This window comes from Parabacteroides faecis, assembly GCF_014647375.1.
GTDB lineage: Bacteria > Bacteroidota > Bacteroidia > Bacteroidales > Tannerellaceae > Parabacteroides > Parabacteroides faecis.
In genome coordinates, this window is the sequence record NZ_BMPB01000002.1 from 420,362 (window position 1) to 436,734 (window position 16,373).

General features: G+C 41.5%; 14 protein-coding genes. All 14 read left to right on the forward strand.

Translation table 11 applies throughout. From position 1 onward, the window contains the following. The first annotated feature begins 2 nt into the window (after window positions 1-2). The 14 genes from ppdK to IEY67_RS04345 all read left to right on the forward strand — a co-directional run bounded on the left by ppdK (window position 3) and on the right by IEY67_RS04345 (window position 16,371). Window positions 3-2,723 carry a pyruvate, phosphate dikinase gene (gene ppdK, locus IEY67_RS04280; protein ID WP_122352798.1) on the forward strand — a complete coding sequence of 907 codons (2,721 nt, stop codon included), beginning with the start codon at window positions 3-5 and terminating at the stop codon, window positions 2,721-2,723. A gap of 164 nt (window positions 2,724-2,887) precedes the next feature. Continuing rightward, window positions 2,888-3,109 carry a hypothetical protein gene (locus tag IEY67_RS04285; protein ID WP_122352799.1) on the forward strand — a complete coding sequence of 74 codons (222 nt, stop codon included), beginning with the start codon at window positions 2,888-2,890 and terminating at the stop codon, window positions 3,107-3,109. Between the two features lie 326 nt (window positions 3,110-3,435). Further along, complete coding sequence (locus IEY67_RS04290; protein ID WP_122352800.1) at window positions 3,436-3,834, forward strand: LytTR family DNA-binding domain-containing protein; 399 nt, start codon at window positions 3,436-3,438, stop codon at window positions 3,832-3,834. Then, entirely contained in the window at window positions 3,824-4,477 is a 654-nt protein-coding gene (locus IEY67_RS04295) for an FHA domain-containing protein (RefSeq protein WP_122352801.1), read from the forward strand. Before IEY67_RS04290 ends, IEY67_RS04295 begins: the two co-directional genes overlap by 11 nt. Window positions 4,478-4,614: 137 nt before the next feature. Beyond that, window positions 4,615-4,857, forward strand: coding sequence for a hypothetical protein (locus IEY67_RS04300; protein WP_122352802.1), 243 nt, complete (start codon window positions 4,615-4,617; stop codon window positions 4,855-4,857). Next, window positions 4,854-5,369 carry an FHA domain-containing protein gene (locus tag IEY67_RS04305; RefSeq protein WP_183669957.1) on the forward strand — a complete coding sequence of 172 codons (516 nt, stop codon included), beginning with the start codon at window positions 4,854-4,856 and terminating at the stop codon, window positions 5,367-5,369. The genes IEY67_RS04300 and IEY67_RS04305 overlap by 4 nt, the downstream gene beginning before the upstream one ends. Before the next feature lie 14 nt (window positions 5,370-5,383). Then, complete coding sequence (locus IEY67_RS04310) at window positions 5,384-6,187, forward strand: PP2C family protein-serine/threonine phosphatase (RefSeq protein ID WP_122352804.1); 804 nt, start codon at window positions 5,384-5,386, stop codon at window positions 6,185-6,187. A 43-nt stretch (window positions 6,188-6,230) separates the two neighbouring features. Further along, a complete protein-coding gene (locus IEY67_RS04315) occupies window positions 6,231-8,132 on the forward strand; it encodes a serine/threonine protein kinase (protein WP_183669959.1) in 1,902 nt (633 codons plus the stop codon). Window positions 8,133-8,139: 7 nt separating this feature from the next. Continuing rightward, entirely contained in the window at window positions 8,140-9,081 is a 942-nt protein-coding gene (locus tag IEY67_RS04320) for a hypothetical protein (RefSeq protein ID WP_122373066.1), read from the forward strand. 11 nt (window positions 9,082-9,092) lie between these two features. Next, window positions 9,093-11,333 carry a Kelch repeat-containing protein gene (locus IEY67_RS04325; RefSeq protein ID WP_122373067.1) on the forward strand — a complete coding sequence of 747 codons (2,241 nt, stop codon included), beginning with the start codon at window positions 9,093-9,095 and terminating at the stop codon, window positions 11,331-11,333. A 1-nt stretch (window position 11,334) separates the two neighbouring features. Beyond that, entirely contained in the window at window positions 11,335-12,222 is an 888-nt protein-coding gene (locus IEY67_RS04330; RefSeq protein ID WP_122352807.1) for a serine O-acetyltransferase, read from the forward strand. Between the two features lie 101 nt (window positions 12,223-12,323). Further along, the gene (locus tag IEY67_RS04335) at window positions 12,324-12,722 is read left to right on the forward strand and encodes a (2Fe-2S) ferredoxin domain-containing protein (protein WP_122373467.1); all 399 of its coding nucleotides are present in this window, start codon (window positions 12,324-12,326) and stop codon (window positions 12,720-12,722) included. Between the two features lie 23 nt (window positions 12,723-12,745). Next, a complete protein-coding gene (locus tag IEY67_RS04340) occupies window positions 12,746-14,539 on the forward strand; it encodes an NADH-ubiquinone oxidoreductase-F iron-sulfur binding region domain-containing protein (protein WP_122373068.1) in 1,794 nt (597 codons plus the stop codon). A 41-nt stretch (window positions 14,540-14,580) separates the two neighbouring features. Beyond that, a complete protein-coding gene (locus IEY67_RS04345) occupies window positions 14,581-16,371 on the forward strand; it encodes an NADH-dependent [FeFe] hydrogenase, group A6 (protein ID WP_183669961.1) in 1,791 nt (596 codons plus the stop codon). Window positions 16,372-16,373 lie beyond the last annotated feature (2 nt).

The window sequence follows — 16,373 nt, forward strand, 5'->3', positions numbered from 1 at the left end:
ATATGGAAAGAAAAAGAGTCTACACATTCGGAAATGGAAAAGCCGAAGGTAAAGCAGATATGAGAAATCTGCTGGGTGGTAAAGGTGCAAACCTTGCCGAAATGAATTTAATTGGTGTTCCGGTTCCTCCGGGATTTACAATTACAACAGAAGTTTGCTCGGAATATTATGAACTGGGCAAAGACAAAGTGGTAGAATTACTGAAGTCGGACGTTGAAAAAGCTATTGCTAACATAGAAACGTTAATGAACTCCAAGTTCGGAGATGTGGAAAACCCGCTGTTGGTTTCTGTCCGTTCCGGAGCACGTGCTTCTATGCCGGGTATGATGGATACCATCCTGAACCTGGGATTGAACGACGAGGTAGTAGAAGGGTTGACACGTAAAACAGGCAACGCTCGTTTTGCATGGGACTCTTATCGCCGTTTTGTACAAATGTATGGTGATGTGGTTCTGGGTATGAAACCGACCAGTAAGGAAGACATCGATCCGTTCGAAGCGATCATCGAAGAGGTGAAAGAAGCCAAAGGGGTGAAGCTGGACAACGAACTGACTGTCGACGACCTGAAAACATTGGTGACAAAGTTCAAAGCCGCTGTTAAGAAACAAACAGGAAGCGACTTCCCGACTTGTGCCTACGAACAATTGTGGGGTGCAGTCTGTGCCGTATTCAACTCCTGGATGAACGAACGTGCTATCCTGTACCGCCAGATGGAAGGTATTCCGGCAGAATGGGGAACAGCTGTTTCTGTTCAGGCGATGGTATTCGGTAACATGGGTGATACATCTGCTACAGGTGTATGTTTCTCTCGTGACGCCGGTAACGGTGAAGACTTATTCAACGGTGAATACCTGATCAATGCACAGGGTGAAGACGTTGTTGCCGGTATCCGTACTCCGCAGCAGATCACGAAGATCGGTTCACAGCGCTGGGCTGAACGTGCCGGTATTCCGGAAGAAGAAAGAGCTGCTAAATTCCCTTCAATGGAAGAAGCAATGCCGGAAATCTATAAGGAACTGGATGCACTGCAGACAAAACTGGAAAATCATTACCGCGACATGCAGGATATGGAATTTACCGTACAGGAAGGCAAACTTTGGTTCCTTCAGACACGTAACGGTAAACGTACCGGTTCTGCTATGGTGAAGATCGCTATCGATCTGTTGCATCAGGGAATGATCGATGAAAAGACAGCTTTGAAACGCATCGAACCGAATAAACTGGATGAATTGCTTCACCCGGTATTTAACAAATCAGCTTTGAAGAAAGCGAAAGTATTGGTAAAAGGTTTGCCTGCATCTCCGGGTGCTGCGACAGGCCAGATCGTATTCTTTGCGGATGACGCTGCCGAATGGCATGCTGCCGGAAAGAACGTGGTATTGGTTCGTATCGAAACTTCTCCTGAGGACCTGGCTGGTATGGCTGTGGCTGAAGGTATCCTGACAGCTCGTGGTGGTATGACCTCTCATGCTGCTGTAGTTGCCCGTGGTATGGGTAAATGCTGTGTGTCAGGTGCTGGCGGTTTGAATATCGATTATAAGAAGAAAACGATAGAGGTAGGAGGTATTACGCTGAAAGAAGGTGACTTCCTGTCTATCAACGGTTCTACCGGTGAAATATTCGAAGGCAAAATTGAAACAACTGCAGCTGAACTTTCTGACGATTTCGCAGAACTGATGAAGTTGGCCGACAAATACACCAAATTGCAGGTTCGTACCAATGCAGATACTCCGCATGATGCTGAAATTGCCCGTGCATTCGGTGCAAGTGGTATCGGATTATGCCGTACGGAACATATGTTCTTTGAAGGTGAAAAGATCAAAGCCATGCGTGAAATGATCCTGGCAGAAGATGCTGAAGGACGTAAGAATGCATTGAAGAAGATCCTGCCTTATCAGCAGGCTGACTTTAAGGGTATTTTCAAAGCTATGCATGATCTGCCTGTCACTGTTCGTTTGCTCGATCCTCCTTTGCACGAGTTCGTTCCTCACGATCTGAAAGGTCAGGAAGAAATGGCAGAAACAATGGGTATTTCTGTAAAGGAAATCCAGCAGCGTGTAGAATCGCTTTGCGAACATAACCCGATGTTGGGCCACCGTGGTTGCCGTCTGGGTAATACATATCCTGAAATTACAGAAATGCAGACACGCGCTATCTTAGGTGCTGCGCTGGAATTGAAGAAAGAAGGTATCGTAGCTAAACCGGAAATTATGGTTCCTCTGACAGGTATCTTATACGAATTCAAAGAACAGGAAAAAGTAATCCGTGATGCCGCAGAAAAGTTATTTGCCGAAGTAGGAGACCGTATCGACTTTAAGGTAGGTACAATGATCGAAATTCCTCGTGCTGCTTTGACTGCTGATCGTATCGCTTCTTCTGCTGAGTTCTTCTCATTCGGAACAAATGACCTTACTCAGATGACATTCGGCTATTCACGTGACGATATTGCCTCTTTCTTACCGATCTATCTGGAAAAGAAGATCCTGAAAGTAGACCCGTTCCAGGTATTAGACCAGAATGGAGTAGGCCAGCTGGTTCGGATGGCAACAGAAAAAGGACGTGCAATCCGCCCGGATCTGAAATGTGGTATTTGTGGTGAGCATGGCGGTGAACCTTCTTCAGTGAAGTTCTGTCATAAAGTAGGACTGAATTATGTATCTTGTTCTCCGTTCCGCGTGCCTATCGCTCGTATCGCTGCCGCACAAGCTGCGATCGAAGATTAACATAAAATGTAAATAAAGTAATTAAGAAGGGTATTCTTTTGGGATATCCTTCTTAATTCGTTTTAAAATAGTTCGTATTCTATATCATTTATTTCATTATTCTCAAAATATAATTACTTTTGTATTAATGATTTTTTATTATTCATAAATGTAGAAAAATTTATATGGCACGAAAAGTAAATTATTCAAAAAGGATCGGGAAAATTAAAGCTCAACTAGACGAGCTGGTTAATGACATTGAAAATGGTTCTAAAAAAGAAACAGAAGAAGTTGTAGAACAGAAAGTGAAAATTTCTGATATTGATTTCGAAAATGAAGATGTTGCTACGTTAATGAAAATTCAGACGCGTTTAGTTCGTGCAATTAATCAAAAAATGAAGAATTAATCGAATTGAGGTTTTATACCTTAAATGGAGAAGGGTGTTCTGTAATGGAATACCCTTTTTTTATATTAAACAGGTCATGTCTGGTGTCCGGTTGATGCCAAATATTCAATGAGAAGTTTCCAGCTTAGGCCAGGTATGGGGTGAGCTATTGAAATTTAATAGATAACTTATTTTTATCGAACTTCTTAATATTCAAGAATAAAAGAGGAATTTTATCAGCACGGCTTTCCCTTTACATTTATATTTCTTTGTAAAATATAGCCGGAATAAAGATAAAATACCGTATATTTGTTACTCGATGAAAATTAAAAAAACAATATCAACGTATGGAGCGGTATTTAATAATTAAGACGAGGGATGAGTTGTTACGAATAAAGATAGGGCAGATACTCTATTTTGAAGCTGATAGAAATTACACTAAATTACTATTATCCAATGGAATCCAGTTTACGTTTGCAATTAATATCGGTAAAATAGAAGAGATATTAGAAAAGCAGGTGGCAGGATGCAACAAGATATTAATGAGAGTTGGAAAAAGTCATATCATCAATAAAAATCATATTCTGCAGATCAATTTACCTAAGCAAAAACTATTATTGTTGACGGAAGAGGGCAAACCCAGAGAGCTTATAATATCTAAAGATCCTTTGAAAGTGCTAAAAGAATCGCTGGAAAAGGAGATGGGCAAACCGGAAGAACCAAAGGAATTAAAAGATGAAAATTAAAATCGGTAAAGCTGAAGATAATGATTTTATAGTGAATGATCCTCATGTTAGCAGACACCATGCTTGTCTGATGCGTGAGGATCATGGCTGTTGGTTGTTAGAAGATCTCGGCTCTACCAACGGAACTTTTGTTAATGGTTCACAGATCGTCAAAAAACGTGTTACACCGACAGATAAGATCATTTTGGGAACAGGCTATGTCCTGAATTTGTCTGAAGCGCTGAAGTATAATAATGACTATAGCGAAGAATTTGCCGCTTTAAAGAAAGTGTATGATGATTATGTTCAAGCAAAAGTGAAGATACAGTCGGCTAATCAGTTTAAAACCAGATTATTTCAATCCCTTCCTTTTGCTTTACCCGGTATAATAGGTGTTGTGATCGGTTTTTTAGGTAAAGGGAGTCCTGAGTTTTTAGGGATAAGTCTTTTCATTACAATTTGTGCTCCTACCGTCGGTATTTATATGGGAGCCAAACAGGCATCCAAGACACCTCAACAGTTGCAAGACATTGCAAATCAATTTAAAATAGACTATGTATGTCCCAAATGCGGTACTTTTTTGGGAGAAATACCTTGGGAATCCCTGAGGAACAGAAAGCAATGCCCGGTTTCTTCCTGTAAAGCAAAGTGGGTCAGCGAATAAGTTGTTTCGTATCTCAAAAGCGGACAGTTTGTACATAAAACCCAAACCTTTGATTATAAGAGGAAATTACATGTTAATTTAATCCGTTACTTTTTCTACTTTTGTTTCCAGAAAGAATAATTTTAATTCAAACCAGTATGCAAGAGGAGGAATACACATTCGTTACACTAGACAGTGACGACTCCGTATTTAGTGATGCGGTAGTAGTAGATGTGGATGGGGAAAACGATTTATCTGGTATCGTTATGATTGATGATGATAATATGGATGTTTCAGATTTTATTACATTATCTGATGACACTATAATATTGTCTGACACAGATGTACATGACGCTTTCTCTACTGATATTGACGGAGCTGATATATCGTTCATGTTATGATTTCAGTCAAGTGTCCACATTGTCACGTAGGATTAAAGGTAGACGAGGGGAAACTTCCCCTCGATCTCACTTCTTTTAAATGTCCGAAGTGTAAACAATCGATTCCTGTCTCTTTGCTTCAACTGGGAAAGCAAGGAGCAGATTGTGATCAGGATACAATCCTGGTCCATCCCGTTTCAAACAGTACAGGTCAGCTTTTGGTTGTTGGCGATGCCGTTACCCCCGAACAATCTTTTCCCCTCTATGAAGGTATTGCAGTCATCGGTCGAAAATCCAATGCATCGAATGCTACTATAGGGATTCTGACGGCCGATAAATCAATGAGCCGGGAACATATACGAATAGAAGTTAAAAAAGACCCAAAAGGAGGGTATAAACATTATCTTTCTGACAATAATAGTAAAAACCATACGTTATATAATAGCAATTACCTTGAAAATGGAGAAGTAGTGGTGCTGAAGAATAATGACGAGATCGTTATCGGGCATACTGTTCTTCGCTTTAATGAATAAAATCTGTTCGTGCTATGAATATAACGATTGGCAAGCCTTGGGCCGTTTGTGAAAAAGGCGGTAGACAAAACAACGAGGATTCAATCTATCCGTTACCGGAAATGGTTAATTCCAATCAGAAATTATTTCTGGTTTGCGATGGTGTCGGCGGATCAGAGAAAGGAGAGATTGCCAGTTCGCTGGCTTGTGAATCTTTCCAGACTTTCTTTTCTACATTCCTGGACGATGAACCATCAGAAGAATTTATAAATAAAGCTATCAGATATACAGAAGCTCGTTTCGACGATTACGTAAATACCCATCCGGAGGCCAAAGGTATGGCTACGACACTGACGATGGTTTCAGTTGGGACATCCGGTGTGACATTAGCGCATGTTGGGGACAGCCGGATTTATCAATTCCGCCAGGGAGAGATCCTTTATCAGACTGAAGACCACTCGTTAGTCAATTCACTTGTCAAATTGGGAAAGATAACTAAGGAAGAAGCATCGACCCATCCGCAAAAAAATGTTATTGTTCGTGCCATACAAAGTACGGAACATCCGACGGAAGCAGATGTGATCCTGTTAAAAGATATACAGGCTGGCGATTATTTTTTCATGTGTACGGATGGTGTATTGGAACGGTTGAAAAATGAGGACCTTTCTTATATTTTCTCAACCCATAATAACCCGGAAGATATAAAAGATGCCATTATGGCATCCTGTTGCGGGAAGACCAGGGATAACTTTTCTTTTTATATTTTACCGGTTCAAAACGTTGGTGAATCTATCGGAATAAAACAAAATATTCTCTCTTTCCTTTATTCTTTTATATAAATAACGTAATTTTGGCAGATTAAAAAGAGATACGCAATAAGTTATGAATTTGCCAAACGGACATCTTCTTCAAAATAGAAAATATCGGCTTACTCATGTAGTTGGTCAGGGCGGCTTTGGTATAACTTACAAAGGCGTCTGGTTTACTGAGGTTAAAGGACCATTGGGAACGATCAAAACAGAAGTTCCTATATGTGTAAAAGAATATTTTTTTAAAGATTACTGTTATAGAGATCCTGATTCTTTTGAAGTTAAAGTTCATTCAGAAACAGGAAGGGCGCTTTTTGAGAAGTTTAAAGAGAAACTGATTAAAGAGGCTAAGATATTATCGGATGTTCATCACCCTCATATTGTCAATGTATTGGAAGTGTTTGAAGAAAATAACACGGCCTATATTGCTATGGAGTATATTTCCGGTAATAGTTTGAAATATATGATGGACAAGGAAGGCGTCTTGCCGGAAGCGAGGGTGCTCAGATATGTGCATCAGATAGGAGAGGCTCTTCAGTTCGTTCACGAGAAAAATGTTCTCCATCTGGATATAAAACCGAGTAATATACTGATCGACCAAAGTGGGAAAGCACGCCTGATCGATTTTGGTGTGAGTAAACGATATGATATTGAACAGCAGGAGACAAGTACGACCATGCTGACTTTATCGAAAGGTTTTGCCTCTATAGAGCAGTATGATAATGAGGGTACACAAAATTTTTCGCCATGCCCGGATATTTATTCCCTGGGCGCAACTATGTATAACCTGTTGACCGGCAAGATACCGACAGAATCTATTCTCCGTGCAACCCGTCCGTTGCCAGTTCCTAGAGAATTAAATCCGGCTATTTCTTCCAAGACAGAAGCTGCAATAATCAAGGCAATGGAAATTGTTCCTGCTGACCGTTTTCAATCGGTGTCGGAGATGTTGGTAGCTTTGGACTTCCCAGAAGCGGAGGAAGAGGAAATAAAAAAAGATATATCTTCTCCGGAATATTTTGAGGAAGATGAAACGACGATTTTATTTACAACACGTTTACCCCAATCCAAGACGGATGAAGGAGATGAAACGGTATTGAATAATGTCGATCAGCCTTCAATACCTAAAAAGAAAAAAAGAAAAGTAACGTTAATATCTTTACTTATTATTATATTTGCAAGTATAGCTTCTGCATGGGTGCTGTTGGTACAACGAAATAAACCTGTACCTCCTGTTGTTGAAGTTCTGAATGCTGCTCCGAAAGGAAATAGCGATCCGGTCTCTGAAACGGTAGCTACTGATATTATTGAAAAGAACAATACGTCGGCAGTTGCTGAAGAAGAACCCAGAAATGGTTCTGATGAGAAAAATGTCGATAACCGGCAGACTTCGCAAGAGAAACCCGCTGTTAAGTCTGAAGTTACGACTTCACGAACAGATACGGCGAAACCTCCAAAGGAGCCAACGGTAAAAGATATTGAGAAAACAGTTGTTACACCATCAGTTCCTTCGGAAGAAGAGATCAATGCGGAGTTTGAAACATTGATTACTTCCGGTAAAAGTAAAATGGCGGACGCACAGGTTTCCAATGGTGCAGCCGATTTTGCAAAAGCTACGGAAGAAATTTCGGAAGCAGGTCTTGCTTTCAGTAAGGCTGCAAAGCTCAAAACGACGGATGAACTTATTGACCTTATAGGAAAATGTAAAGTCAAAGAGGAGGAAATACTCCTTGCCGGTAGAAAAGCACAATATGAAGAAATAAAACCATTTGGTGATCTTATGATCGTTCAGAAAAAGGATACGAAGAAGTACGGAGCCATTGATGCCAATGCAAGAGAACGGGTCAAATGCAAATATTTGGCGGCATACCGGACACAGCAAGGATATGGAGCGTTTGTCAGGGAAGATGAATTGTTCGATATTTATAATACCGAAGGTGTAATGATCAGTGAACGTTTACCAGATTATTATTAATGTTTTTATGAAGAGACTTTGGATACTTATCTTATTTGTTGTATTGCCGGGTTATATAATGGCACAACAATATACAGAATATAACAAGAAAGGCGATGAAGCAATGAAGCGCCAGGATTACAGGAATGCGACAATGTGGTATGAAGAAGGCGTTATGCAGTGTGATTCATACAGCATAGAGCAATTGACTACTATCTGGAAGCTCAATAAAAAGATGCGTCCGTCTATGCGTAGCCTGATGAGTAAGTGTTTCGACTGTCTGAGAGATAAAGCTACAATAGATAGCGATTCGACTGCCATATCGCAACTGATCCTTTATTATAAAGAAGGAATAGGTACTTTGGCAAATGAAGAACGTGCCAGAAGTTGGAGTAATCGCTTGGAAGAACTTCGCAGACCGGTGGAATCGATAACTTATATCCCCCACCAGGAGAAAAAGCCCAGAGAACCCATGAAATTTTTTGTTGGTTATGCATTCTCTATCGAGGCTCCTTACGGCTTAACTGTAGGTGGCGTAGGAGAAAGGTTCGGTTGGTATGCACGGTTCAGGACGAATATGTCATTTGATAATTATACGGATAAATGTAAAGGAACAGATGAGTTTATCAGTTATCCGGAAAATACAGCTTTAAAGTTTACCAATAAGAAAAAAGTAAACTGCTTAACAGCTTCTGCCGGTCTTGTTGTTAAATGTACGCCGTGGTTGTATACTTCTGTCGGTTTAGGATATGGGAAGCGGGAGTTGTTGTGTGAATATAATGCTACCAGTTGGGATGATATCAATATAAAAAATACGTATTGGGCAAAGAATATTGATCATTCGTATGAAGGTGTGATCGCTGATTTAGACTTTATGGTAAAGTTCGGTTCAATATTTGTTAGTGCCGGATGTAATACCTTGAATTTTAAATATGTGGATCTGAATGCAGGTTTAGGTTTATTCTTTTAACTGATAAGATTATGAAACAATTATACTTCTTATTAACTATATTTTCTTTACTATTATCAGGTTGTTTGGAAGATCCGGATATGAATACCGGATTACAGAATGCATTGAAACCGGAGTTTGAAAAATTTAGTGGAGATGATATTACAAAGACGGCAACAACGATTGTTGCTAAAGCTACTATAAAGAAAGAAAATGGGTCTCCGGTTACTGAACGTGGATTCCAATATTGGGAGGAGAACAGTACTAATATTCAAAAAGAAACTGATAAGGAAAAAGAAGGCAAAGGAACATATAGTTTAACTATGGACCAACTGATAGATGGTGCAACTTACATGATATGTCCTTATGCAATTAATGGTGTTGGTACCAGTTATGGAGATACAATTAAGGTTAATACAAATCGTGGAACTGGTCGAGTAAAGACAACGACAATAGAGGATGAAGCTATTAATGCCACTTCTGTGAATGTAAAAGGCATCATTGCTGAAAAAGGAGAGGGAGAATATGAAGATTATGGTTTCCGTTTATTTAATGCTGAAAAAGATACAACATTTAATAAGGAAAAGGGTGTAGAACTTCGGGATGATAGTGTTTTAGTATATACAATTGAAGGATTGGAGCCTAATACTGAATATTTCGTGGAAGCCTATGCAAAGAATAAATTCGGAACATTTAGTTCTGATGGCAAAGTGAAATTCACAACAAAAGATGGTCTTCCTCAATTAGGAAGTATCAGTCTTAAGGAAGATGCAGGATATGATTATGCAATTTTAAGAGCGGAACTGGTTTGTGAAGGAGATTCTGCAGTGAAAGAGTTCGGCTTTTGTTGGGGGACAGATAATAGAACTCCAGGAAGGCCCAATATTGAACAAGACGATACGGTCAGGGCCCTCTCATTGGATGCTGATAATTTCTTCGAAGCTACGATCAAAAATCTGAGTGCTGCAACAAACTACTATGTGATTGCTTATGCAACCAACGCTTTCGGAACACGGTATAGTAATGATACGATCAGAGTGGTGACAAAGAGAGACCTTCCGACCATATTTCTCAATGAATCTTCCACTTATGTCATAAGTGCCGGAGTTGTTACGATTGGTGGGGAACTGCAAAGTGAAGGAAAAACGCCTGTGAGTGAATTAGCTGTTTATTATTCTTCATCTACCAAAACTCCTGGTCCGGAAAACTATGAAGGGAAAAAGGAGTTTAAGACTACTGATCTGGATGAAAATAATAAGTTTACCGTTACTCTTGAGAATATAAAAGGAGGAAAGGAATATTATGTCAGAGCTTATGCGACCAATGAATCCGGTTCGGCTCCAAGTAATGAGATTCAAAAATTTACTACCCCTTCCATCTTTGGAGAAGATTTGGCTACTTTCCCCGGGTCAGGGCGTGTTGAATTTTCTACCTTCTGTGTAAACAGTCAGATATATATTCTGGGAGGATATTCTGGTACCGGATATATTAAAGAACTATACGGTTATAGTCCGAGTGTGAACAAATGGGCAGCATTGTCTTCTTACAATGAAAATGTGTATGGAGCTTCTGTCTGTACCCAGGATGATCATGTTTATTCTGTCGGGGGAAGGACAAATTCAAAATGGTTTACAGAATTATATACTTACGAGAATAATTCTTGGTCTTCATTTGCTTCAATGGATAGCAAAATGGAATGTATTTTCCCTACTAGCTTTGTTTATAAAGATTCAATCATTTTGATTGGAGGTGAAAGAGCTGTAACGGTTCCTGAAAGTAAAAGCAGTATGGAAGTGCAGGACACTATATATCGTTATGATATGGTCAATAAAGAATGGATTGGATGCGGTAATTTTCCAGTCCCTATAAAGTCTGGAGTTTCTATCACTTCCGGAGATAGTGTATTTGTTGGTTTGGGAAGTATCTCTAAAGATAATTCATATGAACGGGGATTGTGGCTTAATACCTCTGGTAACTGGGAGGATTGGGCTGAGCTGGCTGATGCACCGACCGGTATGGGAAATGTTAGTTCTGGTATTTTGTTCAAGGATTGTTTATACTATATAGATAATGCTGGCATTATCTGGCGTTTTAGTTTAGCAACGAAAGAGTGGTCAAAAATGTCCAGCTTCCCTAGAAAACTGGATAACCCACCTGTCGATTATAGGATATTCCTGTTGGATGATACTATATACATTTTCCTGATCAATTATTACTATTCTTATTTGAAGATTTATGATCCTTTGTGGGATGTACCACAAGAACAGAAATAAGATGAACAGAACTGATATTTTAAACCAGATACAAAAAAACGTTGAACGTTTATCGGCTTCCGATCTGCCGGAGTATAAATATATTCCGCTGCATCAGAAGCCATCACCTTCCGTGCATTCTCTTCGGGAGGTGATGTTATTGCTACGGAAAGTGATCTTTCCGGGATTCTTTGGATCGGAGCAAGAGGCACAGGTAGATTCAATCCAATATTATACAGGTGTATATCTGGAGAAAATATACGATCTGTTACAGGAACAGATATACAATGGACTGTGTTTTGAAGTGGATCGTTGTTGCGACTCGAAAGATCGCGCTTCCCGGATAGCGATTGATTTTATAAATAAAATTCCTCATATAAAGTATTTGCTTTCTACAGATGTAAAGGCTATACTGGATGGAGATCCGGCGGCGAAGAGCCTTAGTGAAATAATTTTCTGTTATCCCGCCGTACATGCAATCCTTCATCAACGGGTAGCTCATGAGTTATTAAAGCTGGGTGTACCTGTTCTGCCGCGTATTATAACTGAGATGGCCCATTCCGAGACTGGTATCGATATTCATCCGGGAGCACAGATAGGAGAATATTTCAGTATCGATCATGGTACGGGTATTGTTGTGGGACAAACTGCTATTATCGGTAACCACGTCCGTCTATATCAGGGAGTCACTTTAGGAGCCAAAAACTTTACGTTGGATGAAGAAGGACTACCTATCGATGTTCCCCGTCATCCGATCATTGAAGATTATGTTACTATCTACTCCAATGCATCTATTCTCGGTCGTATCACGATCGGAAAAGGTTCGGTGATAGGGGGTAATATTTGGTTAACTCATAGTGTCCCACCAAACTCCAAAGTTCTTCAAACGCGAGCTGTTGAAGACAAATAAATCTTTTGTTTTTTTAGAACAAAACACGCCCGTAAATCAAACAGAAATACGTATGTTTGTGTCATACCCATGTGGTAATAATGCCTTAAATGTGTACGATGATGAACAAAGTAAAAACGTTAGATGACCTGCGGAAGATGCGTGAATCCTTACGTACCTCTCTTGATTTACGCGAGAAAAGTAATAATCCCGAGCAAATGGTTCAGATTAAGGTCGCTATGGCAACCTGTGGTATTGCTGCCGGAGCCAAAGAAGTAATGAGCTATTTTATTGAAGCCCTCGATCGGGAACGTGTAGATGCCCTAGTGACTCAAACTGGTTGTATGGGATATTGCTACGCGGAGCCTACTGTCGAGATCACAGTCCCCGGCAAAGAACCGATCGTATTTGGTCGCGTCAATAAAACCAAAGTAGACGAGATCATAACCAGTTATATCAAACAGGGTATTCTGATAGACGACATTATACCTGTCAACTATAACTCGGTTGGCCCAGAATAAAAACCAATACAAATTCTTACATAATGGCACAATATAGCAACTATATCCTGGTGTGCGGCGGTACAGGCTGCCGTGCATCACAGAGCGAACTTATACTACAAAACCTGAAAGAGGCGGTCAGGCAAAACGGATTACAGGAAAGTGTACAGGTGATCCGGACAGGCTGTTTCGGCTTTTGTGAGAAAGGTCCGGTTGTAAAACTGATCCCGGATAATACTTTTTACGTGCAGGTTACTCCCGAAGATGCGGATGATATCGTCAATGAACATCTGATAAAAGGTCGTAAAGTAGAGCGTTTACTCTATGTAAACCCGGAAACGAACGAACTGATACTCGACTCCAAACATATCAATTTTTATAAAAAACAGTTACGTATAGCCTTACGTAACTGTGGTTTCATCAACCCTGAAAATATAGATGAATATATTGCTCGTGACGGTTACATCGCCCTGGGGAAAGCGCTGACCGAAATGACACCTGAAGAAGTGATCAAAGAGATTATGGATAGTGGTTTGCGAGGCAGAGGCGGTGGTGGTTTCCCTACCGGATTGAAATGGCAGATTACCCGTAAAGTACAGGCACCACAGAAATATGTAGTCTGTAATGCCGACGAAGGCGATCCGGGAGCGTTCATGGACCGCTCCATCCTGGAAGGCGATCCGCACTCTATTGTCGAAGCAATGGCAATCAACGGATATTGTACCGGTGCCAGCAAAGGACTTGTCTATATCCGTGCCGAATATCCATTGGCAGTAGAGCGTCTGAAGATTGCTATAGACCAGGCGAAGGATTACGGATTCTTGGGTGATAACATTTTCGGTACAGACTTTTCTTTTGATATTCAGATACGTTATGGTGCCGGTGCTTTCGTCTGCGGAGAAGAGACGGCACTGATCCATAGTATGGAAGGATTGCGTGGGGAAGCCACGGTCAAACCTCCTTTCCCCAGTGAAAGTGGTTATAAAGGTTGTCCGACGAACGTGAACAACGTAGAGACTTACGCCAATATTCCCGTTATCCTGCTGAAAGGAGCCAAATGGTTCAGCAGCATAGGTACGGAAAAGAGCAAAGGCACGAAAGTTTTTGCCCTGGCCGGCAAAGTGAACAACGTCGGACTGATTGAAGTTCCGATGGGAACGACACTGCGCGAAGTAATATTCGGTATCGGAGGAGGAATAAAAGACGGAAAGAAATTCAAAGCTGTACAAACCGGTGGCCCTTCCGGTGGCTGCCTGACAGAGAAGCATCTGGATCTACCGATCGACTATGACAATCTGATCGCAGCCGGTTCCATGATGGGATCGGGTGGAATGATCGTGATGGACGAAGACGATTGCATGGTAGCAATGGCCAAGTTCTATCTCGATTTCACGGTAGAAGAGTCGTGTGGCAAATGTGCCCCTTGCCGTATCGGAAATAAACGTTTGCATGAAATGCTGCAGAAGATAACTTCGGGTAGAGGGAACATCGAAGATCTGGATAAACTGCGTAACCTCGCTATGGTAATAAAAGATACTGCTTTATGCGGTTTGGGACAAACATCACCCAACCCTGTTCTTTCTACCATGGATAACTTTTACGATGAATATCTGGCACATGTCGACGAACAACGCTGTCCTTCTCACCAGTGCCGCGAACTGACCCAGTACTTTATCAATCCGGAGAAATGTAAAGGTTGTACCATGTGTGCCCGCATCTGTCCGGTACATGCTATCACTGGTAGCCGGAAAGTACCTCATACGATCGACTCGGAAATTTGTATCCGTTGCGGATCATGTATAGAGAAATGCAAGTTCGATGCTATTTATGTACACTAAATAAGTTGACAGTGGATAATTGACAGTTGACAGAGAAGAATATGGAAAAGATAAAACTAACAATAGATAACAGAGAAGTGGAAGTCCTCAAAGGGACAACCATTCTCGACGCAGCAAAGAGCATGGGAATCCGTATCCCGACACTTTGCCACATGAAACTCGAAGATTTGAATTACGAAAACAACCCCGGAGCTTGCCGTATCTGTGTGGTGGAGATCGAGGGACGCCGCAACCTGGCCCCGTCCTGTAAGATGGAATGTACGGAAGGAATGGTGGTCAGAACCCATACACCCCGCGTAATGAATGCACGGAAAACAGTGATGGAACTGATCCTGTCCAATCATCCGGCCGGTTGCCTTACCTGTAGCAGTAACGGATATTGCGAATTGCAGACCATCGCTCACGACCTCGGTATTCGTGAAATAAGATATCAGGGTGAACAGTCTACTTTTGAGATCGACCGTTCTCCTTCCATTGTGCGGAATATGAACAAATGTATCATGTGCCGTCGTTGCGAAACCATGTGTAACAGCATACAAACGGTAGGTGCTTTGACTGCTGTTCATCGTGGATTCAACGCTGCTGTTTCTACAGCCTTTGAACGGGACATAGCCGGTAGCACCTGTTCCTATTGCGGGCAGTGTGTTTCAGTCTGCCCGGTGAATGCACTTAGTGGCCGTAATACCCAGCAGCCGGTACTGGACGCATTGGCCGATCCGACCAAGATTGTGATCGCACAAACTGCTCCGGCAGTGCGTACGGCACTCGGACGTGATTTTGGCTGTGAACCGGGAACATTGGTTACAGGAAAGATGGTATCTGCCCTTCGTCAGTTAGGTTTTGATTATGTATTCGATACCGACTTTGCCGCCGATCTGACCATCATGGAAGAAGGTACGGAGCTTCTTCAAAGACTGGGCAAATACCTTTCGGGAGATCAGGAGGTGAAAATACCGATGATGACCAGTTGTTGTCCGGGGTGGGTGAGTTTTGTAGAACAACACTTTCCTGAATTACGCGACAACCTGTCGACAGCAAAAAGTCCGCAGCAGATGTTTGGAGCTATAGCTAAAAGCTATTTTGCAGAAAAACTAGGAGTGGATCGTAAAAATGTAGTTGTAGTATCCATTATGCCATGTTTGGCCAAGAAATATGAAGCCAGCCGTCCGGAGTTTGCCGTCGAAGGTAATCCGGATGTCGATATATCGATCTATACCCGCGAACTGGCTCGTTTGATCCGTTATGCCAATATCAACTTCAATGAACTTCCTGACAGTGATTTCGATCATCCTCTAGGTGAATCGACCGGTGCAGGCGTTATATTCGGAACGACTGGAGGTGTTATAGAAGCAGCCTGCCGTACGGCCTACGAGCTATATACCCGGAAGCCGTTGGAAAAAATTGAATTTAAGGAATTACGAGGACTGGAAGGTATCCGTAGCGGAACGATAAACTTCGACGGTGTCCCTGTCAAAATCGGTATCGCCCACGGTCTGGGGAATGCCCGTAAATTGGTAGAAGAAGTGAAAAGTGGGAAATCACCTTATCACGTTATCGAAGTTATGGCTTGTCCGGGTGGTTGTATCGGAGGTGGCGGTCAGCCGTTCCATCAAGGTAGAATGGATGTTCTGCGTAAACGTGCTGCCGCTCTTTACAATGAGGACGAAAACAAACCGATTCGCAAGAGTCATGAAAACCCATATATTCAGCAACTATATAAAGAATACCTGGGTGAACCTTGCGGACCGAAGGCGCATAAGTTATTGCATACTCATTACTTCGACCGTAAAGAAGTAGTCAATATGTTTTTGGAAACCGATAAAAACGAATAAGC